We start from the raw sequence: 20,743 nt of genomic DNA, 5'->3' as shown, positions 1-20,743 counted from the left end.
CGCGGGTCAGGCCAGGAGCTCGTGGATGCGGCGGACCAGCACGGCGGTGAGGTCCGCGTCGAAGTCCGCGGTGGAGGAGTCCATGAACAGGTGCCGGTCCGTGTCGTACTCGAAGAGGTCGGCGGGGCGGTCCGGGTGCTCGGCGGTGGCCGCGTAGGAGCGGGCGGTCTCGAGGTCGCCCTCGAGGGCCCAGGGGTCGCGGGTGCCGAGGTGGATCTGCAGGGCGGTGTGGGGCTGCCAGAGCGGGGCGTAGGCGTCGAGGGCCTCGGCGCCGGCCATGGCGATGCACGCGCGGAAGCCGGGGACCACCTGGGCGGCACGCCAGGCGGGCATCACACCCATGCTGATGCCCGCGACGACGGAGGCCTCCTGGTGCTGGGCACACGCCCGCATGCCGCGCCGGCCGATCTCCTCGAAGCCGATCTGTTGGGCGTGGGCGACACCCTCGTCCACGGTGGCGAAGGTGCGGCCGTCGTAGAGGTCAGGGGTGTGGACCGTGTGACCGCCGGCGGCGATCTGGTCGGCGAGCGCGCGCACGCCGTCCGTGAGACCGAGGGCGTGGTGGAAGAGGATGATTTGCGCCATGGGTCAGAGCGTAGACCGCGGTGAGCGGCTGCCCCATCGTGGGGGTGTGTGAGCGGGGGCGAAGACGTGAGGTGGCTCGCGTCTGTCGCCACGGGTGAGTTGGCGCTCATTGCGTGGAGGGCAAGCGCAGTGCTTCCCCGACTGGTGCCCTGGGTTCTCGTCTCGGCGGCCCCAGGACAGCACCGTCTCAGTCTTCACGTCGCGCGGTCGGAGACTGCGCGAGCGAGCGGCGAGGAATCTTCTGCATGAGTGCCGAGGCACTCGTGCGATCGGTCACGGGGCTGCTCGAGGCAGGAGCGGGCAGCGGCCTCCTGGCCTCATCCGTCCTGCGACCTTCGGGACGTCTTCGCCGGACGATGCCGCGGCCGCTTCGGACGTACGGCGACGAAGGGGCGCCCTGTCCGACTGCTCCTGGCGACCTCGACCACGGCATCCACGTTCGACGGAGGACGGGAGAACGTCTCGCCGGGTGGACGTCGGAGCTGAGTCCACCGTTCCGCTGCGGTCACACGGGAATCGCCGTCAGTGCGGTCACGCCGGGGCGGGAGACGCGAGCTGGCAGGGCATGCCGGGTTCGGGGACGGCGGGACTGATGTGCACGGCCCGCCCCGGCAGGGGCTCGACCTCGGTCAGCCGGGGCCAGATGAGCCGGTGCTCGGCGTTCGTCCCGGCCGGCACGAAGAAGCGGTGGGGCAGGTGCAGCAGCAGCCGGCCCGTCGCCAGCTCTCGGCCGCCGAACACCGCCAAACGCAGCCCGACGGCCGCCGGACGGCCGAGCCAGTCGTGCACGTCCTCTTCGACCGTGCGGTAGGTGTCCCCGACGCGCAGGCCGGACCACGCGTTCCAGCCCGTGATCACGGCCGTGCCGCCGGCGGCCGCGAGCTCGCGCAGGCGGGCCAGGACGGCCTCCCCGGCTCCCTCGGAGTCCGGGGTCAGCACCGGCAGCCCGGACCGTGCGGCCGCCGCGGCCTCCCCGGTGCCGTCCAGCACGGCCACCGGCCCGCCGCTGCGCACCGCCACCTCGACGACGGCGGCCAGCGTCTCCGCGCGACCTCCCGCGGCCTCGACGATCCACGCGGTGCGTCCCTCCGCGCCGGCCGGCCACCGCCAGGGACGGTGCCGGCCGTGGGCCGCGTCGTCGAGCAGGGCCAGGGCCGTGGCCTCCGCCCGGCGAGCGCGGTCCGGCACCCAGCGCTCCGGCAGGGCGGGGGTGACCACGGGCGGAGGTGTCGGCCAGTCACCCGCCGCGTACTTCTCCACCAGGACCGAGACGACGGCCTCCCAGGGGGCGACGGCCGGGGCGGCCGCGGCCTCGCCCAGCCGTCGCCACACGGGCGTGCCGCCGTCGACCGTCCACTGGGACGCGCGGAACGAGACCGTCGGGCGCCCCGCCGTCGAGAGGATCGCGGAGCCGGGGCGACGCGGGTCGAGCCGGGCCGCGGCAGCCGTGCCCACCAGGTCCCATGACTCCTGCTCCGTCGCGGTGCGCAGGGCGATCGTGCTGCCCAGGTTCGAGCGCAGGTCCGAGCCCACCGCACCCGTGGCCCGCTGCGTGGCCAGGATGAGATGGAAGCCGAGGGAACGGCCCGTGGCGGCCAGACGCTGCAGGACGGCGGCCGCGTCCGGGTGGTCGTCCACGAGCACGCGCAGCTCGTCGATCGCCACGACGAGCCGAGGCAGCGCCGCGTCCGGATGGCGGCGGCGGAAGCCGGGATAGTCGCTGACCCCGGCCTCCGCGAAGAGGGCCTCGCGGCGATGCAGCTCCGCTCGGATGGCGCTCAGCGCCCGCAACGAGGCCGCTCCCACGTGGTTGGTCTCCAGGCTCATCGTGTGGGGGAGCGCGCCCAGCGGACCGAACGACGCGCCGCCCTTGAAGTCCAGCAGCAGGAACGCGACCTCGGCCGGCGGGTGGTGCGCCGCGGCCCCCAGCAGGAGGGACAGCAGGAGGTCCGACTTCCCGGATCCCGTGGTGCCCGCGATGAGCAGGTGTGGCCCGTCGGCGGCCAGGTCCATCTCGACGACGCCCGCCTCGTCACGGCTCCGGGCGAGGGCCACGGTGAGCCCGTCGACGGCATCGCGGGCGCCCACCTGCCCCGGTGGCGTGAGCGTGCCGTCCCCGTCGTCGGTGGGCAGCAGGCCGAGGTCCACGACGTCGTCGGCCAGCTCGGTCAGCCAGGCGACCAGGGTACCGTCGGCGAGACCGTCGGCGGCCATGTCCTCGAAGCGCTGCTGTTCGGCCGGGACCACGACGGTGCGCCCGCGCAGGTCGACGACGGCGTCCCCCGGCGCAGGCGGCGGCCCGGTGAAGTCGTACCGCGTCCAGGGCAGATCCGTCCGGGCCGTGGGCGTCGTCCCCGCGTCGTCGCCGATGGCGGCCCGCCACGCTCGCCACGCCGGATCCAGTGCCGCGTCCTCAGGAGCCGACACCAGCAGCCGCGGGCCGGACCCGCCCGACCACCAGGTGCGGCGGACTCCACCGGCCTCCACCACGAACGCGCCGTCGGCGGCCACCGCGTGCCGCAGGAGCTGGAACACCGCCCACCGGCAGGCCCCGGCCACATCGCGCGGTGGCCCGACCACGACGACGCGCGACTCCGGCGGTGACGTCGTCATCACGGTGCGCCGCGACGTGACGGCCTCCACCCATGCCTCGTCCGGGTCGTCCCGCGACAGGGACAGCGCCCCGACGCCGGAACCCCACGAGACCGCCACGGCCTCGTCGGCCCCTGCCGTCAGTCCGAAGCGGTCCGTCGCGCCGGAGCGGACGGCGCGGGCCACCCCACCGGGGCTCAGTGCCGCCCGAGCCCGCCGGCGGACGACCGCGTCCGCGCGGGCGGCGAGCAGCCGCGCATGCCGCAGCCGGGTACGGCGCTGCATCGCCAGCATGACCAGCGCCACCGCCACGGACAGGACGCCGAACAGCAGGAACATCGGGTTCCCCATCATCAGGACCAGGGCGACCCCGAGCACCAGCGGGCCCAGGGCCGCCACCAGCGGGATCACGACGGACTGCCGGGCCGGTGGGGATCCGAGGTCGACGGCGGGCGGCTCCGGCGTGACCGGCCGCGGCAGGGCGGCCCCGGGCCCGCGGACCAGGCCTAGGGCGGTCCGGCCCACAGGGAGCGGGCTGCGGCCGTCCCACAGGCGTCCGGTGTCCCGAGGACCGTCGTGGACGTGCAGCCCGGTGGGCGCGAGCCGCAGACGCATCGGCCGCGACGGGGCTGAGGGGTCGTCCAGCAGCAGCCGTGCCCCACCGCGTCCCACGCTCAACCCGCCCTCCCCCAGAGGGACGAGGCGGCCGGCGTCGGGTCCGTGCTCGGTGACCACCGCGAGCTCCGGCCCCCGGGCCGGTGCACTCCCGACCCGTTCCGCGTACGTCACGCTGCGCCGCCCGGCAGCGCACCGGCGCAGCGACCGGGCGGGAAAACGTTCCCGCACCGCCCGGTCCTGCTCGTCCGCGCCGGCGGGGAAGTGCTCCACCCGCCATGTCTCGGGAGCGGCCCCGCCCAGGATCCGCACGCTCCAGGCCATCCCCGCCCCTCCCTCCTGAGACCGGCGACTGGCCCGTCCGGCCGCCTGGGGACGACCCTGCCACGGCCTGATGGCGGTTCGGGCGGCCTGTGGACAACTCACCGTCGAACGGGTCCGCCGCCACGTTGTCCACAGTCATGGTGTCCTGGGGCACACGCATCGACGGAACGGGGTATCTTCCTGATCGAGACATGTGCGGCGCTGGGGATGGCGCCGAACCGGGCACAGGAGGGACACATGGATGCGGTGCGCATTCTCGAGGACGAGATCCGGGAGATCGTCCGGCGGCAGGGCATCGACCCGCAGCGTGAGCACGCCCGGGTCCTGACGCTCATCCAGGACGCGGCCGCGGACTACGAGTCCCGCGCGATGGTCAGCTCGCTGCCAGACCTGGAGGATCCCGTGGCGGCGCGGCAGGACCTGTTCGACCGCATCGCGGGCCTCGGGCCGCTCCAGCGGCTCATGGACGATCCCTCCGTGGAGGAGATCTGGCTGAACGCGCCGGACGCCGTCTACTGCGCGCGGTCCGGCCGCTCCGAGCTGACGGGCATCGTCCTGACCGAGGAGGAGGTGCAGGACCTCGTCGAAGTCATGTTGAAGTCCTCGGGCCGGCGGCTGGACCTGTCGATGCCGTTCGTCGACGCGGCCCTGCCGGACGGTTCGCGCCTGCACGTGGCCATCCCCGACATCACGCGGCGGCACTGGGCCGTGAACATCCGGAAGTTCATCGCCCGGGCGCGCCGGCTGGACGACCTCGTCCGGGGCGGTTCCCTCACTCCGACGGCGGCCCGCTTCCTGGACGCGGCCGTGGACGCGGGCATGAACATCCTCGTCAGCGGAGCCACCCAGGCCGGCAAGACCACCCTGCTCAACTGCCTGGCCTCGGCCATCGGCCCGCGGGAGCGCGTGATCACCGTGGAGGAGATCTTCGAGCTGCAGATCCCGGTGCGCGACGTCGTCGGGCTGCAGTGCCGCCAGCCGAACCTGGAGGGCCACGGCGAGATCCCGCTGCGCCGCCTCGTCAAGGAGGCGCTGCGGATGCGCCCGGACCGCCTGATCGTCGGCGAGGTGCGCGAGGCCGAGGCACTGGACATGCTCGTCGCGCTGAACTCCGGCCTGGCCGGCATGTGCACGATCCACGCGAACTCGGCCGCGGACGCACTCACGAAGCTCTGCACGCTGCCCCTGCTGGCAGGGGAGAACATCTCCCGGGACTTCGTCGTCCCGACGGTCGCCACGTGCATCGACGTCGTCGTGCACTGCGAGCGCGACCGCCAGGGCCGCCGGCGGGTGCGGGAGATCCTCACCGTCGGCTCACGGGTGGAGGGTGGGGTCATCGAGACGTCGGCGCTCTTCCAGCGCGACACCGAGGGCGACCTGCGCCTCAACGAGGGTGCGAACCTGGGGTTCGAGGCGCTCGCCCGTCGCGGCGTGGACGTCCACGAGCTGGTGGGGCTCCGCTGATGGCCGCGCTGCTGGGGCTCGCGCTCGGCTGCGGCCTGTTCCTGCTGTGGTGGTCCCTCTGGTCCCCTCCCACGGAGAGACCCGAGGCCGCCCGCGCCGACTCGCGCTTGCGTGTGCTGATCGCCCAGTCCGGCATCCAGCGCCTCAGCCCGGCCGGCGTCGTGTCCGCCATGGCCGTCGGCGGTCTCGTGGTCGGGCTGCTCGTCCTGTCGCTGACCGGCACGTGGACCATCGCCGCGTGCTTCGCCGTCTTCGGGGCGGCCGTGCCCTGGCTGCTGCTGTCCTGGCAGGCCCGTCGGCGGTCCACGGCACTGCGCGAGCTGTGGCCGGACGCGATCGACCACGCCCGGTCGGCCATCCGCGCGGGCCTGACTCTCCCGGAGGCGCTCATCCAGCTCGGGGAGACCGGGCCGGAGGGGCTGCGCGAGCCGTTCCAGCACTTCGCCCGGGACTACCGGGCCGGAGCCCGCTTCGTGGACGCACTGGACCGGCTCAAGGCCCGGATGGCCGACCCCGTCGCGGACCGCCTGGTGGTCTCGCTGCGCCTGACCCGCGAGGTCGGGGGCGCCGACATCGGCCGTCTGCTGCAGACCCTCTCCGAGTTCCTCCGGCAGGACGCCCGCATCCGCGCCGAGCTCGAGGCCCGGCAGTCGTGGACCGTGAACGCGGCCCGGTTGGCGGTGTGCGCCCCGTGGCTCGTGCTCCTGCTGCTGGGGACCCAGCCCGCCGCGGTCGCGGCCTATCGGTCCGCCGCCGGCGGGGCCGTGCTCCTCGCCGGCATGGTGGCCTCCGTCGTCTGCTACCGCGTCATGCTCCGCATCGGCGCGCTGCCCCGGGAGAAGCGGGTGTTCGCATGACGTCCGCGCTGATCTGGGCTGCGCTCCTGGGCCTCACCCTCGGGGCGGGACTGCTCCTCATCCTGGTCACCCAGCCGGTGGGCTGGCGCCCCAGCCTCGAGCAACGGGTCGAACCGCAGCTGCGCCACCACATCCCGGCCTCCCGCCTCCTCGAGGAGGAACGTGCGGGCGCCTCGCCCTGGGGAACGTGGGGACGCATCCTCGATCCCGTGGTGCAGGCCGGAGTCGGCTGGGTCCAGCGCATCTCCCCGGGCGGGGCGGCGCTCGACCGCAAACTGGCCGCCGCGGGGCTCGCGGTCACGTCGACGGACTTCCGTGCCCAGCAGGTCCTGAGCGCGGCCGCGGGGGCCGCCGTGGCGGCCGTCCTCGCGCTCAGCCTCACCGTCACGGGCCGCGTGCCGGTGATCACGGGGGTCGCCCTCGTGATCGCCGGCGGCATGGCCGGGTTCCTGCTCCGGGAGCAGCTGCTCTCCCTGCGGGTGCGACGGCGGCGCGAGGCCATCCTCTCCGAGTTCCCGTCCGTGGCCGAGCTGTTCGCGCTCTCGGTGGGCGCGGGGGAGAGCGCCGCCGGAGCGCTCGAACGCATCGCGGGGACGGCGCGCGGGGAGCTGGCCGGCGAGTTCCGCACCACGCTCGCCGACATGCGTGCCGGGGCGTCGCTGTCCGCGGCGCTCAAGGCCATGGGACGGCGCGTGCAGCTGGCCCCCGTCGAACGGTTCATCGGGGGCGTGCTCATCGCGCTCGACCGCGGCACGCCCCTCGCCGACGTCCTGCGCGCGCAGGCCCAGGACGTGCGTGAGATGGGTCGCCGCGAGCTCATGGAGGCCGCCGGCCGGAAGGAGATCCAGATGATGGTGCCGCATGTCAACCGCTAGGATTACTACATGACCCCTGCCGCCCTGTATCTCCGCCAGTCAAAAGACCGCGCCCGCGACGAAGCGGCCGTAGATCGCCAGGAAGCCGCGTGCCGGGCGCTGGCCGAGGCAAAGGGCATCACGGAGCTGCGGCTATACGTGGATAATGACCGATCCGCCACGGCGGGGGAGCGTCCTGAGTTCGAACGGCTACTAGAGGACGTGAGCGCCGGGCACGTGTCCGTCGTCATCGTCTTCCACCTCGACCGGCTCACGCGGTCAATTCGTGACCTCACTCGCGTAATCGAAGCGGGCCAGCCCCGCCGACTCAATATCGCCAGCGTTCACGGCGTCGGTATCGACCTGGGGGACCCTACGGGCGTTGCTGTCGCCACGATCCTTACCGCCGTTGCTGCTATGGAGGTGCAGCACAAGGGCACCCGCCAGCGCGCTGCTAACCGGCAACGGGCCGAGCGCGGGGCCGCCTTCTGGACGCGCCGCCCGTTCGGGTACGACCGCGAAGACGGGCGGGTCTACGTCGTGGAGCGCGAAGCCGAGGCAATCCGGGAGGGCGCGCGGATGATCCTTGAAGATGGGGCCACCCTGTCTGCCGTCATGCGTGCATGGGACGCCGCCGGTCTGCGGACCACGGGCAAGAACCGCGCGGGGGAACCGGGCCGATGGTCAGTCACCAAGGTTCGCGGCGTGCTGCTCAATCCGCGCTACGCCGGACGGCGCATGTACAACGGAGAGGACGTCGGGCCGGGCGACTGGCCGGCCATCCTCGATCGGGACACATTCGATGACCTCACGGTGAAGCTCACAGACCCGCGCCGCCGGACCGCGCCGGATGACCTCAACGCTAAACACCTGCTCTCGGGAATCCTGACATGCGGGAAATGTGGGGCGCGGATGTTCGCCGCCCCCTCGAAGTACCGGGGCAATGTCCGCATGACGTACCGCTGCCACGGCGGCTACTGCATGGGGCGCGGCATGGAAGACGTTGACGGCGTGGTGACCGCCGTCCTCCTGGCTCGTCTGGCTCAACCGGATGCCCTTGCCGCCATGAGCCCCACGGAGGATGTGCAGGCGTTGCACGCGCGTGCGGCGGACGTGCGTGACCGGCGTGACGCGCTGGCCGAGCTATTGGCAGATGGGCTGATGTCACCCACGGCTGTGCGTGAGCAAGCGGGCCGACTCAACCGAGAACTAACGGACCTCGAAAACCGTCTAGCTGCGGCCACGGGTAATGACCCGGTGGTCAACCTGATTCAGTCCGCCGATGTGGCCGCGTCGTGGGAGACCGCCGCCGTGGCAGACCGCCGCCGCATCGTCCGGGCGCTCATGAAGGTGACTCTCATGCCCGTTGGGAAGGGAACCCGGTTCGCGCCGGAGCATGTCCGTATTACTTGGAAGGGTGGAGACGATGAGTGAGCCGACCCCGCTGGAAGTGTATGACGCACTGAAGCAGTCAGGCCGACTGAAAGCCGCTGTTATTGCGGAATGGAGGTGCAAGAAGAAGGGATGCCTACTGGGGCAGGTGTTCCCTCATGAGGGCGAGTTGTATTTCTACGCGCCCCCTTACCGCCTCTCCCCGGCCCGCCATGAAGCCGAGACGACCCCGCGCGCGCGGGAACGCAATACCTTTGATGGCGCGATCTGGAAGCCCCGCATTCAATGGCTGGAATTCTTTAAAGGTGCCGAGTCGGTGACGGGTATGGACGCCACCTGCCAGCACATGCAGAACGTACGCATCTCGGCCTGGGACATCCTGCGTGCCGCCGAAGAGGGCAGGCCTGGAAAGCCGGTGCGGACCATGTTGTGACTACAGGATTCTGTGGTACACTGTAAAAACAAGTGAAGCGCCCCACCAGCACGGGAAACGCCGGACCATTGGGCAGGTTCGGGACACGCTGAAAGGCTCTCCCGTGCCATCTTCCCGGCCCTCACTCTCCCCGGACGCCCGCGCCGCAATCGCCCGCGCAAACGTCCTCAATCGGCACCGTCCCGCCGGTCATCCCCAGCTCGTCGAAGCTCGCCGTGACGCCGCTGCGGCCACTCTCGCCGACTACGTCTCAGCCGTCGTGGCCGAGGCCCCGCCCCTGACGGACGCCCAGCGCGACCGCATCGCCGCCCTGCTGCGCCCGACCAAGGCGCGGGATGCCGCTTGAGCGCCGCCGCCACCCTCACCCGGCCCACGGTCGGAGACACTGGCCGACTCGACGTGCGGGCCGTACAGCGCATGATTCGCGCCATGTCCAAGCGGGACGCCGTGACGTTCCTCCACCGGCACATCGGTGTGACGACCTCATGGGCCGAGCGGCACCTGAAAGCGCTGGGCCAGATGCATCCCCACGAGTTCGCCCAGGCCCTCGCACTGGGCGGCGCGCCCGCTCACGTCCTCCACGGATTCGACCCCACGGGCAACACCGCCGCGCGCAACGTGGACATGGAGCGGGCGGGGGTGACCGCATGATGCTCCCGAACATGGAAGAACGCCGCCCCCACACCCTGGGAACGGCGTCCATGAATCCAACCGACCCGGCCACCACCAGAGAGCCTGAGTCTGCCGCCATTCTACCTGACGCCGCCGACCTTTTGGAAGGCGTGCACGTCCTCATCGTCGCCATTCAAGAGCCCGAGCGCGTCCGTTACCGGCGTCGATTCATGTACTCCCTGGATGCGGCCGAGAAGGCCCTGAACCGGGCCGTGATGCGTGGTCACCGGGCGTCCATTGTCCTTGCCCGCATCAACGGGGCGGAGACGGTTCGGGGATGGGAGGAGTCCGCATGAGCGCCGCGCTGATCGACACGGCCCGACAGATGCACGCTGCCGGGGTGAACGTGATCCCCGTTCGCCACGACGGCACCAAGGCCCCCGCGCTGAAGGCGTGGCAGTCACACCGGACGACTGCCGCCGACCTCGACGCATGGTTCGGCGGGGACGATCCCCGCCACCGGTCTATCGGGGCCGCGTGCGGTGCCCTCTCCGGCGGTCTGGAGATGCTGGAAATCGAAGGCGCTCATGTCGGGCTGCTGGAGGACGTGGGACGCGCCGCCGGGGCTGCTGGGCTGCTGGAGCTCTGGGAGCGCGTGAACGGGGGATGGTGCGAACTATCCCCGTCTGGCGGAGTCCACTGGTTCTACCGCGTGGAGGGCATGGACGTGCCTGGCAACACCAAGCTTGCCGCCACCGAAGCCCGGCAGACCATCGCGGAGACGCGGGGCCAGGGTGGGCAGGTGGTCCTCGCCCCCTCCGGTGGGACCACGCACAAGACGGGCCGGGCGTGGGAGCGCCTGGACGGTGGGCCGGAGACGGTGCCGACGCTGACCGCTGCTGAGCGCGAGGCGCTGCACGGGCTGTTCAGGGCACTGGATCGCGCGCCCGAACGTGTGCCGGCCCCTGCGCCGACCTCCACGCCCCAGCGGGCCGAGGGTCCGCGCCCTGGCGACCTGTGGGCCGCCCGCACGACGTGGGCCGACCTGCTGACCCGCCACGGCTGGCAGGTCCACCACACGAGCGGGGTAGAGACGCACTGGACCCGTCCCGGCAAGTCCACGACGGAGGGGCCGAGCGCCACGACGCGCGAGGACGGCGGGCTGTACGTGTTCAGCACCTCGACCATGTTTGACGCCGAGACGCCCTACTCCAAGTTCGGGGCGTATGCGGTGCTGGAACATGGCGGGGACCATGCCGCCGCCGCCCGTGCGCTGGCCGCTGACGGGTTCACGGACCGTCCGGTGGTCCCGAGGACCGCCCCGGCCCCCGAGGCCGTCACGGAGGCGCCTGGGGCCGTGGAGCGGTACAGCCGGGATCGTGCGATCGCGGAGGCGGCCGAGCGTCTGCGAGTCACGGAGGCGGCCCGGCGCATGGTGTCCGCTGAGCGTGCAGCTCAGGCCCCGCCGCCGGTACCTGTGGACATGGGAGAGTTCATCGCCGCCCACGCAGACGATGAAGCCTCATGGCTGCTGGAGGACCTGTGGCCCCTGGGCGGCCGGGTCATGCTGACCGCCCCGGCCAAGGGGGGCAAGACGACCATGATGGGGAATCTTGTCCGCACCCTGGCCGATGGTGCCCCGTTCCTGGATCGGTTCGCCCCGGTGAACCTGTCCGAGACGGGCGGGCGCGTGGTGCTGCTGGACACGGAGATGACGGAGGGCCATCTGGCCCGATGGCTGCGGGCCGTGAAGGTGCGCCACCCGGAGCGGGTCCGCGTGGTGTCACTGCGCGGGCGGGTTCAGACGCTGGACCCCACGGAGCCGGCCAATCGTGCCCAGTGGGCGCGCATCCTCGCTGGAGCGCAGACGGTCATCCTCGATCCGGTGGGGCCGGTTCTGGCCGCGCTGGGGCTGGAGGAGAACTCATCGACGGACGTTGGCGGGTTCTTCACGGGCTGGGATGCGCTCATGGCCGAGGCGGGCGTACAGAACAGCCTGATCGTCCACCACCACGGGCACAGCGGGGAGCGGGCGCGCGGCTCGTCCAAGTTCGCGGACTCGTGCGACGCGCTGTGGACTCTCGTACGAGATGGGGACGCCACGGACGCGCCCCGATATTTCAAGGCTATGGGCCGAGACGTGGACGTATCCGAGGGCCGGCTGGAGTTCGACGCGGGTACCCGTCACCTCTCGTACACGGAGGGCAACCGCACGCAGGACCGGCAGACCGAACGGCTGGATGACCTTGTCCCCAAGGTCGTGGACTACGTCACCGCTCACCCCGGCGTCTCCGGCGCGGGGATCGAAGCGGCGTTCCCGGCTCGCGCCGCCGAGGTCCGGGCGGCACGGCAACACGCCCTCGAAACGGGGCAGATCGTGGAGCGCAGACGGGAGGGGAGGGGAGGCGGAAAGGCGTACCACCCGCCCCTGTCCTGACCTCCGAACCTCGTCCCGAACCTCGTCCCACAGACCCCTCTCGGGACGAGGTTCGGGACGAGGTTCGCCGGACGGACCTGGGACGAGGTTTGACCGCATGATGACGCGGAAAATCACAACCTCGTCCAACCTCGTCCAACCTCGTCCCGGACGAGCTAACTAACCTCGTCCCCCCCTTTATGGGGGGGACGGGGTTAGAGCGAAGTACCACCACCCCAGAATCGACAGGAAAAAGACCATGAGCACCACCACCCGCCACACCTGGCTCGACATCGATTTCAAGCCCGCCCCACCCGTGAGCACCACCACCCGGCCCACACCGAAGCACGCCGCCACCACGGCACTCGAACGCATAGCCGCCGAGCTCGCCTACCTGCGGAATGAGTGCCACAGCATCCGCCACGCCCTCGACCACCGAGCCCGGGAGCGCGCATGAGAGCCCGCCGCACGTTCATCGTCGCCCGTGACCGGTGGTCCCGCGACCTCACCACCGCCAGCAAATCCCGGGCCAACGCAATCCTGCGCGAACACCCGGACGGGGGCACCGTGCCGGGCGTGATGATCTTTCGGGACTACTTGCCCGTGCTCGCCCTGACCCCGGACCAGGCGCGGACGCTGGCCGACCAGCTGCACGACGCCGCCGACACCTGCCTAGAGGCCGCCCATGGATGAGCACGCCCGCGCGGCCCTCGTTGCATGGCTGGCCCGCCGACGACGCGAACACATTGAACGCATCCATACCGCCTCAACCGAACGTGAGGCCCCTACAGACATGGCGTGAAGATCACCGGCGGACCCGCAACACCGCGGGGGCTGGAATCAAGGCGGCGAGCGATCGCTAGAGGCCGCGAAGACCCGCCTGCGCCAGAGTGACCGGCAAATGCCCGCACGAGACATGAAAGGGATCACCCATCCGCCTGCGGGCGGTCACTCAAGCGGTCCGGCGTCACCACGACGCCGGGCCGCCCCCTTACCTAAACCCTCTCCGAAAGGAACCCACCATGAACACCCCTACCCCTGCCCCTACCGTCCATGACCTCGCCGCCCAGCTGACCCGTGAGCGCACCCGTGCTGTCGCCCTCGTGCGCAAGCTGGAGAACATCGGCGTGAAGCCGTCTAAGCGTCTGACCGCCGCACGCGAGGCCCAGGCCGCACACAGCCGGCTCCTGGCCGAGACCCGCCGCGACGCCGCCGCCGTCGAGCACGAGATCACCGAGGCCGCCGCCACCGCGAACGGGGACGCCCTCACCGACGCCCTGGCCCGCCGCCAGAACCTGGCCGCCGCCGTAGACGCCCTCAACTCCCCCGACGTGATAGCACGTCTCGTACAGGCCGAGGTGAGCGCCGCCTACGGGGCCGCCCACGACGCCCGTGAGAGCGTCGCCGCGTACTTCAACCGGGCCGCCGAGGAGTTCGTGAACGTACACCGCGAACATTTCAATGCCGGGCCGCTGCTGGCCCACCACGTTCTCGGCACCGCCGCCGCCGGCCGCTGGGGAGAGCTCACGGACGCCGCCGAGCGCATGAGCCTGGCCGCCGCCGTCCTCGACCTTGTAGACGGTGTGGAGGATGAGGCCCCCGCCAGCAGGTACGGGCGAAACCTCCTGCACCCCGCCGCCGCCGACCACAGCCCCATCATGGGAGGCCCCTCCATGCTCCGCGCAGACGGAGACCTCGTGCGCGTAGGCGAAAACATCACCGCCTTCGCCGGTGGCTGGGAATGGCTGGGCAGCCCGGAGGTGGCCCCGCTGCGACCGTGGATCGACCTCGCCACCGCGGACGCCCGACCCGGGGAGCGCGTGGGAATCGCCTATGACCCCGCGGCCGAACGCGCCGACGCCACCATCTGGGCCGCTATGGCCGCAGACCACGGCAACGTGCAGTCCTCCCAGTACGACGTGAACACCCGTGCCGGGTACGCCGCCGCATGGTGGCAGAAGCGTCAGGGCTGACCAGCGCGAACCGAGGCTAGGGCGGGTGGTTGTCAATGCGACACCGCCCGCCCTGGCCCGCCCGCCGCAAGGCAGTGACCCAACGGGACCGAGGGCTGTGCGTGCTATGTGGCAGCAAGGGCACCGACGCGGACCACATAGTGCGTGGCAGAGATGCATGAGCGTAACTACTACCGAAATCGCATTACTGAACTTGAGAATGCTTTGCGAACTGTTGCGCCAAACCATGAAGCGCTAACCGAGAACCTAGCAAGGACTATGGCATAGCCCACTCCCGAATCCTCCCCGCCCCTTTATCTGCCGGTCACCGTTTAGCGCCTGACATTGTGAGCGACCTAAAACAATCCCTCGCGCGCGAGGGAACCCCCTTTGACCCCCAAAACCCCGCGTGTACGGCCCTGAGCGCCGTTCTCACGCACTTTGAAAGGACAGACCTGCAATGACCCGTGAGCGAATCCCCGAAGGCCTTAGAGAGCGTGGAACGCGCCTGTGGAAGGAGACGACCGACGTTCTTGATCTAGAGGCGCACGAAGAACTGACGCTGCTGGAGGCGTGCCGGACCGCTGACCGGCTCGACGCACTGGCGGACGCCCTGGAGGACGCACCGCTGACCGTCACGAATGCCCGTGGCGACGAAGTGGCACAACCGCTGATGGTCGAAGCCCGGCAGCAGTCCATCGTATTAGCCCGTCTGATCGCGGCGTTGCGTATCCCGGACGCCGAGGACAACCGCCCCCAGCGTCGCGGCGTGCGTGGCGCGTACGGGGTGCAGATGCGGAGCGTCTCATGAGGCGGCGGCGTCGTCCCGTGCAGATGGTCCCTGAGCACGCGGCGATTGTGGCCGAGTGGTGTGCGCTGTGGCGCTCGGGGACGCCGGAGGATTTCGATGCCTGGCACTCACGGCATAGCGCCCTGATGCAGCGCATGTACGAGGCGCGTCTATCTCCGGAGACTGTTGCCGAGTGGGCTGGGCCGGACCCGAGGGCGGGTGAGGGCCCGTGGTGACCGCCGTTGGGATGCCACCTACCCCCAGCGCCAGCGTGCCCGTACTGTGGCATGCGTCTCACCCGTAGGTCACGAGAAGGAGGGCCGCAATGGCTCGAAAGCCCCCTGGACACACTTGGGATGGATTCACTGCCGAGCAATCCGAGCTGCTGGACAGTCTCGACGTCTACGGCAACAACGGCTGGGGCCGGAACGGGCAGTCGGAGGCCCTGATGCCGAAGCTCATGGGCGAGGTGGCCGGCAGTGGGATGACGGTGCGCCAGGTGCAGGACGCAATGGAGTCCATCGGTTACTCGCGTAAGGCGGTCCATCAGCTCCAGCGGTGGGAGAACAAGCGCACTACGGGCAAGTTCGGGCGCTGATCTAGCCGCGCCCGCCTCGCGGGGCGGGAGCCGCACTCTTCCCCACCTACTGACCGATCCGGTCCAGAAGGAGGCGCGCGAGTTCGCGCCACGCGTCCGGTGACACTCCGGGTGTGGACTGCGCGGCTAGGAACTCGGCATCCTCGGGGTTCGCGGCGTCCCAGTCCACGCCCGGGGTGACCACGACGGCGGGCGGACAGCTCTCTGACCATGAGATGAAATGGTTGACTCCGCGACGCCCTCGTGTGGCGGTCATCTGGGGCATGTTGAAGCGCCCTGCCCTGACCTCCGCCCCAACGGCGGGGAAGTGGTCTGCGTGTGGCCAGGCCCGCCAGGCGCTACGGAAGCTGAGTTCTACCGTGGTCCGGTTGCCGGCAAGCTCCGGTTGCCCGGCAAGGAGGAGGCCCAGCGCGAGGCCCGTTGATACGGCGTAGGTCTGCTGCTGTTTTGTCCGCGTTTCCATAAGGGGACAGTAACCGGGGTCGGTCATAGCGGAGACGTCAACGCGCCAGGCATGGCGGTGCCCCCGGCCTTGAAACGGGATCGACCGGGGGCACCTAACGCCGCCAGGCCAGCGGGGGGGAATGCGACGGGCGGCGCTGAGGACAACCTAGCGCAGCTCTCGACGTGGGCGTGAGTTGTCCACAACGCGAACAGAAACGATGGCCCCGGCCGTCCCGTTGCGAGATGGGATGGTCGGGGCATTTTCGTGTTTCCGGGGGTGGTGTTCTACTGCGAGGGCTGGACTAGGTAGGTGGTTGCCAGGCCCCTACGGGGCTAGCGGAGCCCTGCGGGCCCAGGTCTCCCGGTCCCTCACTCCAGTCGACCCGCCGCCCTCCGCCCCAGCTCTGCGACATTCGCCCACGCCGACTAGACCCCCACGGTTCGGCGGGTGTCTCTCGGGTGGCCCTGGGACTGGCCGTGCACGGGCTGTCCTCGCCCCGGCGGTTCGGGACGTTCGGGAGGGGTATCACCGCGCCCTCATGATTGGCAGCACAGAGGGCTGTAGACGCTGGAGGATCACGCTGTGACCTCGGGCCGGGCATGGACGGTTCCGGGCGTCCATGCCCAGCACGCGGCCCCGCGTGTGGGGGGCCGGAGGCTTTAGGGCACGCCCTGGCCGGAGAAGATGCGCCACAGGGGCACATGGACTGTGGGGCCGATGACACGGCGCTCACGAGCCGCCCACAGGTCTACAGGCACGTCCTCGCCCGGCATCGGGACACGATGGACGCCCGAGGCATCACGGCGTGTGTGCGCGTGAATGGTGCCGTCCTGGCCGACCATGACCCCGGCGTGCATGTCGCCGTGTGCGTCTCGTGCAGCCTGGGCCAGCGGGGCCGGGTCCGCGTCAGGGTGCGCGCCGACCTGGGCCAGCAGTCGGGCCGCCTTGTCGTGGTGGGAGCCGCCCATGCTCACATCGCCCCCGTGAAGATCGACGGCCAGGAGAGCATGAAGAAGCCCGCCACCGTGACCGCCGTGTAGGTGACGGCGCGGGCGACGGGCTGAAGGAGCTGGGGGAGGGTAGGCTGGTTCACGGCGTCACGTCCTTGATCACGTGGTGTCCATACCCCCGGACGGTTGCCGCCGTCGCGGGGGCTCTTCTATGTGTGGAAGTAGTACGGACGATGACACATGACAGTCCCCCTCGTGTTCGGCATCCTCCCGCTCACGGTGATCTTCGCCGTCTTCCCCGGCATCTCCCTGATGCGCCTGGGGTTCTGAAGACCCACAACTGAATAGTCCATCCATCCACCCACGATCACCATCCACTCCGGCCGCACGGGCGGCCGGCCACCCGAGGAGGGGACCATGCTCCACCACCACGCCATCACCGTCCTGGCCGCCCTGCGCGCCCTCATCCACGACGACGTCCGCGACGAGCGCGGCGACGTCCCCGGCTGGGTGATGATCACCCTCATGTCCGCCGTGCTCGTGGCCGGCCTGCTGGCCCTCGCCCTGCCGGCGCTCCAGGGACTGTTCAACCAGGCCATCTCCCAGGTGTCCCAGGGCGGCTGAGCATGCCCCGGGGTGCTGTCCACGCCGTGCCGGTGCCCCGTGGCGTCCACATGGGCGTCCGCTGGCGGGACGACCGGGGCGCCGCGGTGGCCGAGTCCACCATGGTGATGACCCTGGTCGTCCTGCTCTTCGCGGCGCTGCTCCAGGCCGGCGTCGTGATCCACACGCGCAACGTGATGATCGACGCCGCCTCCGCCGGCGCCCGGTACGGGGCGCTCGCGGACCGGAGCCCCGAGGACGGCGTCCAGCGGGCTCGGGAGCTGCTCTCGGCCGGCGTGCCCGGCCAGTCCGGGGCCGACGTCGCCGCGGAGCTCACCAGCCAGGACGGGGTCCCGGTCCTGCGCGTCACGGTCTCGAGCTCGCTGCCCGGCCTGGGGTTCCTGCCGGGCCCGATCCCCGTGGAGGTGAGCGGTCATGCGTTCCGTCAATGACGTCCGCGACGAGCGGGGAGCGGCCACGGTCGAATTCCTGGGCCTCACCCTCGTCCTGCTGATCCCCGTGGTGTACCTGATGATCTACGTCTCCCAGGTCCAGGCCGCGGCGTTCGCCTCGGTCGCCGCCGCGGACCAGGCCGTCAAGGCCGTGGTCGCCGAGGCCGATCACCCCAGCGCAGGCGCCGCCCACGCCACCGTCGAGCTCACGCTCGCCGACTACGGCGTGGGCGCCGGCCAGTACGACCTGACCGTCGGCTGCGACCAGGGCGGCTGTGGCACGCTCGAACCGGGCGAGGTCGTCGCCGTGCGGGTGGACGTGGGGGTGCCCGTCCCTCTCACGCCGGCAGCGTGGTCGCTGACCCCCGTGACGGTGGGTTCCGACGCCCGGCAGACGGTGCCGAGGTTCTGATGAGCCGCCGCCTCACCGCTCGCCTGGGTCACGACGACGGGCAGACCACCGTCCTCACCGTCGGCCTGTGCGCCGTGCTCGTGGCCCTCATGCTGGTCATGCTCGCGGTCACCACCGTGCAGTTGCAGCACCGTCGCCTGCAGTCGCTCGCGGACTCGGCCGCCGTCGCCGGGGCAGAGGAGCTCGGCTTCCGGCTGGGGGAGGACCCGGGCGTCGTGCTCTCCGACGACGACGTCGCCGCCTCCGCCAGCGCACACCTCGCGGCCGTCGGTGCCCAGGAGGCCGTGCCCGGGCTCGGCGGGATGAACGCCCGCGTGGCCGACGACGGCACCACCGTCGTCGTCACCCTCGACGCCCGGGCCGATCTGTTCGCCATGACCGGCCCGTTCGCGGGGACACTGCCCCTGTCGGTCCCCCTCGAGGCGACGGGCAGCAGTCGCACTAGCCTGGCCCGGTGATCCGCTTCCTCCACGGCATCGGTGGCCGACCCGCCCACTTCGAGCCCCTGGCCGACGCGCTCGACGCCGCGGCCGACCTCGCGGTCTCACCCGCCCTGCCCGGCCACCCGGGCACGGGCGCCAGCGATCCGGACCGCCACCGCGCCGCACGGCCGGCGACCGATGCGGACCCCGTCCTCGACGCCGCCCGCACCTGGGCGGCGCAGGCCGGCCCCGTGCCGGGGCTGCTGATCGGCCACAGCACGGGCGGGGTCATCGCACTGCGCGCCGTCGCCGACGGGCTGGTGCGGCCCCGCGCCCTCGTGGTCATCGACTCGAACGTCCCGGTGACGGACACCGCCCTGGCCGCCCGGGCGGCCAAGGCCCGCCTCGCCGCCCGCTCGGACTGGCGGAGCATGCTCCGCGCCTCGCTCGCACGCGACCTCCTCGCCCCGGAGCCGTGGCGCGAGCGGATCCTGACCGACCTGGACGCCACGCCGGACCATCCGATGCGCGAGCTCTGGGCCGCCGTCCTCGCCGCGGACACCCGTGCCCTCTGGGCCGGCATCACCGTCCCGGTGCTGTACGTGCGCAGCACCCGGGACGTCCACCAGCGAGACCTGGACGCGGTCATCGCGCACACCACCGTCGTCGACGTCGGCCTGGGCCACTGGCCGCACGTCGCGGAGCCCGAGGCCGTCGCCGGGGTGATCCGGCGCTGGCACACGACCGGCGTCCACCCCACGCGGTAGGCTGGCCGAATCATGGCTGACACTGACTTCTCCGCGGAGATCGACTCCCTGCGCCACACCCTGGCCTCCATCGAGCAGGTCTCGGACCTCGACCGCATCAAGGCGGACATCGCCGAACTGGAGCAGCAGGCCTCCGCACCGGACCTCTGGGACGACCCGGAGGAGGCCCAGAAGGTCACCTCCAAGCTCTCCCACCGTCAGACGGATCTCAAGCGCATCACCTCCCTGGAGAGCCGCATCGAGGACCTGGAGACCATGGTCGAGCTCGCCGCGGAGGAGGACGAGCCCTCCCTCCTCGACGACGCGAACCAGGAGCTGACCTCCATCCGCAAGGCCCTGGAGGAACTCGAGGTCGTCACGCTGCTCAGCGGCGAGTACGACCAGCGCGACGCCGTCGTGACCATCCGCGCGGGCGCCGGCGGCGTGGACGCGGCCGACTTCGCCGAGACCCTCATGCGCATGTACCTGCGCTGGGCCGAGCAGCGCGGCTGGTCCACCAAGGTCATGGACACCTCCTACGCGGAGGAGGCCGGCCTGAAGTCCGTCACCTTCGAGGTCAACGCGCCCTTCGCGTTCGGCACCCTCTCCGTGGAGGCCGGCACGCACCGCCTCGTGCGCATCAGCCCCTTCGACAACCAGGGCCGCCGCCAGACGTCCTTCGCGGCGGTCGAGGTGGTGCCGCTGATCGAGTCGGACGACTCCATCGAGATCCCCGAGTCCGAGATCAAGGTGGACGTGTTCCGCTCCTCGGGCCCCGGCGGCCAGTCCGTGAACACCACGGACTCCGCCGTCCGCATGACGCACCTGCCCACCGGCATCGTCGTGTCCATGCAGAACGAGAAGTCGCAGATCCAGAACCGTGCCGCCGCCCTGCGTGTGCTCCAGTCCCGCCTGCTGCTGCTGCGCAAGGCCGAGGAGGATGCGAAGAAGAAGGAGATGGCCGGCGACGTCAAGGCGTCCTGGGGCGACCAGATGCGCTCCTACGTGCTGAACCCGTACCAGATGGTCAAGGACCTGCGCACGGGCCACGAGGAGGGCAACCCCTCCTCCGTGTTCGACGGCCACATCGACGATTTCGTGGACGCCGGGATCCGCTGGCGCGCCGAGCAGGTCAAGGCCGCCCAGGAGGACTGAGTCCCGCGGCGCGGCCCCGCCGCCCAGGCCATCACGACGCCGGCCCGCACCTCCGCAGCGAGGCGCCGGCCGGC

General features: G+C 71.2%; 23 protein-coding genes. 20 read left to right on the top strand and 3 right to left on the bottom strand.

The window, feature by feature from the left end:
* Positions 1 to 6 precede the first annotated feature (6 nt).
* Together ACUJ8O_RS01195 and ACUJ8O_RS01190 are read right to left on the bottom strand one after the other, a co-directional pair.
* Complete coding sequence (locus ACUJ8O_RS01195; protein WP_445373074.1) at positions 7 to 585, bottom strand: dienelactone hydrolase family protein; 579 nt, start codon at positions 583 to 585, stop codon at positions 7 to 9.
* Between the two features lie 531 nt (positions 586 to 1,116).
* Positions 1,117 to 4,116, bottom strand: a complete 3,000-nt coding sequence (locus tag ACUJ8O_RS01190) for an FtsK/SpoIIIE domain-containing protein (RefSeq protein WP_445373073.1) — start codon at positions 4,114 to 4,116, stop codon at positions 1,117 to 1,119.
* A gap of 237 nt (positions 4,117 to 4,353) precedes the next feature.
* Here ACUJ8O_RS01190 and ACUJ8O_RS01185 point away from each other — a divergent pair, with 237 nt between their 5' ends.
* From ACUJ8O_RS01185 to ACUJ8O_RS01120, 14 genes are all read left to right on the top strand, one after another.
* Positions 4,354 to 5,580: a CpaF family protein gene (locus ACUJ8O_RS01185; protein WP_445373072.1), complete on the top strand. Its 1,227-nt coding sequence runs from the start codon at positions 4,354 to 4,356 to the stop codon at positions 5,578 to 5,580.
* Positions 5,580 to 6,437, top strand: a complete 858-nt coding sequence (locus tag ACUJ8O_RS01180; protein WP_158184560.1) for a type II secretion system F family protein — start codon at positions 5,580 to 5,582, stop codon at positions 6,435 to 6,437. The genes ACUJ8O_RS01185 and ACUJ8O_RS01180 overlap by 1 nt, the downstream gene beginning before the upstream one ends.
* The gene (locus ACUJ8O_RS01175) at positions 6,434 to 7,312 is read left to right on the top strand and encodes a type II secretion system F family protein (RefSeq protein WP_260855951.1); all 879 of its coding nucleotides are present in this window, start codon (positions 6,434 to 6,436) and stop codon (positions 7,310 to 7,312) included. The genes ACUJ8O_RS01180 and ACUJ8O_RS01175 overlap by 4 nt, the downstream gene beginning before the upstream one ends.
* A gap of 9 nt (positions 7,313 to 7,321) precedes the next feature.
* Positions 7,322 to 8,725 carry a recombinase family protein gene (locus tag ACUJ8O_RS01170; RefSeq protein ID WP_445373071.1) on the top strand — a complete coding sequence of 468 codons (1,404 nt, stop codon included), beginning with the start codon at positions 7,322 to 7,324 and terminating at the stop codon, positions 8,723 to 8,725.
* Positions 8,718 to 9,116, top strand: a complete 399-nt coding sequence (locus ACUJ8O_RS01165) for a hypothetical protein (protein ID WP_445373070.1) — start codon at positions 8,718 to 8,720, stop codon at positions 9,114 to 9,116. Before ACUJ8O_RS01170 ends, ACUJ8O_RS01165 begins: the two co-directional genes overlap by 8 nt.
* Positions 9,117 to 9,219: 103 nt before the next feature.
* Entirely contained in the window at positions 9,220 to 9,462 is a 243-nt protein-coding gene (locus ACUJ8O_RS01160) for a hypothetical protein (RefSeq protein WP_113914207.1), read from the top strand.
* An 83-nt stretch (positions 9,463 to 9,545) separates the two neighbouring features.
* Positions 9,546 to 9,767, top strand: coding sequence for a hypothetical protein (locus ACUJ8O_RS01155; RefSeq protein ID WP_113914206.1), 222 nt, complete (start codon positions 9,546 to 9,548; stop codon positions 9,765 to 9,767).
* Positions 9,764 to 10,084, top strand: coding sequence for a hypothetical protein (locus ACUJ8O_RS01150; RefSeq protein ID WP_445373069.1), 321 nt, complete (start codon positions 9,764 to 9,766; stop codon positions 10,082 to 10,084). Before ACUJ8O_RS01155 ends, ACUJ8O_RS01150 begins: the two co-directional genes overlap by 4 nt.
* Positions 10,081 to 12,165, top strand: a complete 2,085-nt coding sequence (locus ACUJ8O_RS01145; protein ID WP_445373068.1) for an AAA family ATPase — start codon at positions 10,081 to 10,083, stop codon at positions 12,163 to 12,165. The genes ACUJ8O_RS01150 and ACUJ8O_RS01145 overlap by 4 nt, the downstream gene beginning before the upstream one ends.
* A 238-nt stretch (positions 12,166 to 12,403) precedes the next feature.
* Positions 12,404 to 12,601, top strand: a complete 198-nt coding sequence (locus ACUJ8O_RS01140; RefSeq protein ID WP_445373067.1) for a hypothetical protein — start codon at positions 12,404 to 12,406, stop codon at positions 12,599 to 12,601.
* Positions 12,598 to 12,837 (top strand): hypothetical protein, encoded by a 240-nt coding sequence (locus tag ACUJ8O_RS01135; protein WP_445373066.1) that lies wholly within the window; start codon positions 12,598 to 12,600, stop codon positions 12,835 to 12,837. Before ACUJ8O_RS01140 ends, ACUJ8O_RS01135 begins: the two co-directional genes overlap by 4 nt.
* A gap of 329 nt (positions 12,838 to 13,166) precedes the next feature.
* On the top strand, positions 13,167 to 14,117 hold the full coding sequence (locus ACUJ8O_RS01130; RefSeq protein ID WP_445373065.1) for a hypothetical protein: 951 nt from the start codon (positions 13,167 to 13,169) through the stop codon (positions 14,115 to 14,117).
* Between the two features lie 439 nt (positions 14,118 to 14,556).
* Positions 14,557 to 14,907: a hypothetical protein gene (locus tag ACUJ8O_RS01125; RefSeq protein ID WP_069941322.1), complete on the top strand. Its 351-nt coding sequence runs from the start codon at positions 14,557 to 14,559 to the stop codon at positions 14,905 to 14,907.
* Between the two features lie 304 nt (positions 14,908 to 15,211).
* Positions 15,212 to 15,484 (top strand): hypothetical protein, encoded by a 273-nt coding sequence (locus ACUJ8O_RS01120; protein ID WP_445373064.1) that lies wholly within the window; start codon positions 15,212 to 15,214, stop codon positions 15,482 to 15,484.
* A gap of 1,415 nt (positions 15,485 to 16,899) precedes the next feature.
* On the opposite strand, the gene ACUJ8O_RS01115 is transcribed toward ACUJ8O_RS01120, so the two are convergent.
* Complete coding sequence (locus ACUJ8O_RS01115; RefSeq protein ID WP_271437777.1) at positions 16,900 to 17,022, bottom strand: hypothetical protein; 123 nt, start codon at positions 17,020 to 17,022, stop codon at positions 16,900 to 16,902.
* A 274-nt stretch (positions 17,023 to 17,296) separates the two neighbouring features.
* Here ACUJ8O_RS01115 and ACUJ8O_RS01110 point away from each other — a divergent pair, with 274 nt between their 5' ends.
* From ACUJ8O_RS01110 to prfB, 6 genes are read left to right on the top strand one after another with little or no spacing between them, the layout of a single operon-like run.
* On the top strand, positions 17,297 to 17,503 hold the full coding sequence (locus ACUJ8O_RS01110) for a hypothetical protein (RefSeq protein ID WP_010079078.1): 207 nt from the start codon (positions 17,297 to 17,299) through the stop codon (positions 17,501 to 17,503).
* Positions 17,504 to 17,505: 2 nt separating this feature from the next.
* Positions 17,506 to 17,934, top strand: coding sequence for a TadE/TadG family type IV pilus assembly protein (locus ACUJ8O_RS01105; RefSeq protein ID WP_010079077.1), 429 nt, complete (start codon positions 17,506 to 17,508; stop codon positions 17,932 to 17,934).
* Complete coding sequence (locus tag ACUJ8O_RS01100; protein ID WP_036313982.1) at positions 17,918 to 18,346, top strand: hypothetical protein; 429 nt, start codon at positions 17,918 to 17,920, stop codon at positions 18,344 to 18,346. Before ACUJ8O_RS01105 ends, ACUJ8O_RS01100 begins: the two co-directional genes overlap by 17 nt.
* Positions 18,346 to 18,804, top strand: a complete 459-nt coding sequence (locus tag ACUJ8O_RS01095) for a pilus assembly protein TadG-related protein (RefSeq protein ID WP_095346593.1) — start codon at positions 18,346 to 18,348, stop codon at positions 18,802 to 18,804. The genes ACUJ8O_RS01100 and ACUJ8O_RS01095 overlap by 1 nt, the downstream gene beginning before the upstream one ends.
* A complete protein-coding gene (locus ACUJ8O_RS01090) occupies positions 18,801 to 19,535 on the top strand; it encodes an alpha/beta fold hydrolase (RefSeq protein WP_095346591.1) in 735 nt (244 codons plus the stop codon). Before ACUJ8O_RS01095 ends, ACUJ8O_RS01090 begins: the two co-directional genes overlap by 4 nt.
* Before the next feature lie 12 nt (positions 19,536 to 19,547).
* Entirely contained in the window at positions 19,548 to 20,669 is a 1,122-nt protein-coding gene (prfB, locus tag ACUJ8O_RS01085; RefSeq protein ID WP_012750800.1) for a peptide chain release factor 2, read from the top strand.
* Positions 20,670 to 20,743 lie beyond the last annotated feature (74 nt).

This window comes from Micrococcus sp. EWR3.9.1, assembly GCF_052615555.1.
This window is presented reverse-complemented; position numbering and strand designations above follow the sequence as displayed.

What these genes read in the sequence shown, in the direction of transcription:
- ACUJ8O_RS01195 (WP_445373074.1), bottom strand. Translation starts at nt 585, where the DNA reads ATGGCGCAAATCATCCTCTTCCACCACGCCCTCGGTCTCACGGACGGC.
- ACUJ8O_RS01190 (WP_445373073.1), bottom strand. Translation starts at nt 4,116, where the DNA reads ATGGCCTGGAGCGTGCGGATCCTGGGCGGGGCCGCTCCCGAGACATGG.
- ACUJ8O_RS01185 (WP_445373072.1), top strand. Translation starts at nt 4,354, where the DNA reads ATGGATGCGGTGCGCATTCTCGAGGACGAGATCCGGGAGATCGTCCGG.
- ACUJ8O_RS01180 (WP_158184560.1), top strand. Translation starts at nt 5,580, where the DNA reads ATGGCCGCGCTGCTGGGGCTCGCGCTCGGCTGCGGCCTGTTCCTGCTG.
- ACUJ8O_RS01175 (WP_260855951.1), top strand. Translation starts at nt 6,434, where the DNA reads ATGACGTCCGCGCTGATCTGGGCTGCGCTCCTGGGCCTCACCCTCGGG.
- ACUJ8O_RS01170 (WP_445373071.1), top strand. Translation starts at nt 7,322, where the DNA reads ATGACCCCTGCCGCCCTGTATCTCCGCCAGTCAAAAGACCGCGCCCGC.
- ACUJ8O_RS01165 (WP_445373070.1), top strand. Translation starts at nt 8,718, where the DNA reads ATGAGTGAGCCGACCCCGCTGGAAGTGTATGACGCACTGAAGCAGTCA.
- ACUJ8O_RS01155 (WP_113914206.1), top strand. Translation starts at nt 9,546, where the DNA reads ATGTCCAAGCGGGACGCCGTGACGTTCCTCCACCGGCACATCGGTGTG.
- ACUJ8O_RS01150 (WP_445373069.1), top strand. Translation starts at nt 9,764, where the DNA reads ATGATGCTCCCGAACATGGAAGAACGCCGCCCCCACACCCTGGGAACG.
- ACUJ8O_RS01145 (WP_445373068.1), top strand. Translation starts at nt 10,081, where the DNA reads ATGAGCGCCGCGCTGATCGACACGGCCCGACAGATGCACGCTGCCGGG.
- ACUJ8O_RS01140 (WP_445373067.1), top strand. Translation starts at nt 12,404, where the DNA reads ATGAGCACCACCACCCGCCACACCTGGCTCGACATCGATTTCAAGCCC.
- ACUJ8O_RS01135 (WP_445373066.1), top strand. Translation starts at nt 12,598, where the DNA reads ATGAGAGCCCGCCGCACGTTCATCGTCGCCCGTGACCGGTGGTCCCGC.
- ACUJ8O_RS01130 (WP_445373065.1), top strand. Translation starts at nt 13,167, where the DNA reads ATGAACACCCCTACCCCTGCCCCTACCGTCCATGACCTCGCCGCCCAG.
- ACUJ8O_RS01125 (WP_069941322.1), top strand. Translation starts at nt 14,557, where the DNA reads ATGACCCGTGAGCGAATCCCCGAAGGCCTTAGAGAGCGTGGAACGCGC.
- ACUJ8O_RS01120 (WP_445373064.1), top strand. Translation starts at nt 15,212, where the DNA reads ATGGCTCGAAAGCCCCCTGGACACACTTGGGATGGATTCACTGCCGAG.
- ACUJ8O_RS01110 (WP_010079078.1), top strand. Translation starts at nt 17,297, where the DNA reads ATGCTCCACCACCACGCCATCACCGTCCTGGCCGCCCTGCGCGCCCTC.
- ACUJ8O_RS01105 (WP_010079077.1), top strand. Translation starts at nt 17,506, where the DNA reads ATGCCCCGGGGTGCTGTCCACGCCGTGCCGGTGCCCCGTGGCGTCCAC.
- ACUJ8O_RS01100 (WP_036313982.1), top strand. Translation starts at nt 17,918, where the DNA reads ATGCGTTCCGTCAATGACGTCCGCGACGAGCGGGGAGCGGCCACGGTC.
- ACUJ8O_RS01095 (WP_095346593.1), top strand. Translation starts at nt 18,346, where the DNA reads ATGAGCCGCCGCCTCACCGCTCGCCTGGGTCACGACGACGGGCAGACC.
- prfB (WP_012750800.1), top strand. Translation starts at nt 19,548, where the DNA reads ATGGCTGACACTGACTTCTCCGCGGAGATCGACTCCCTGCGCCACACC.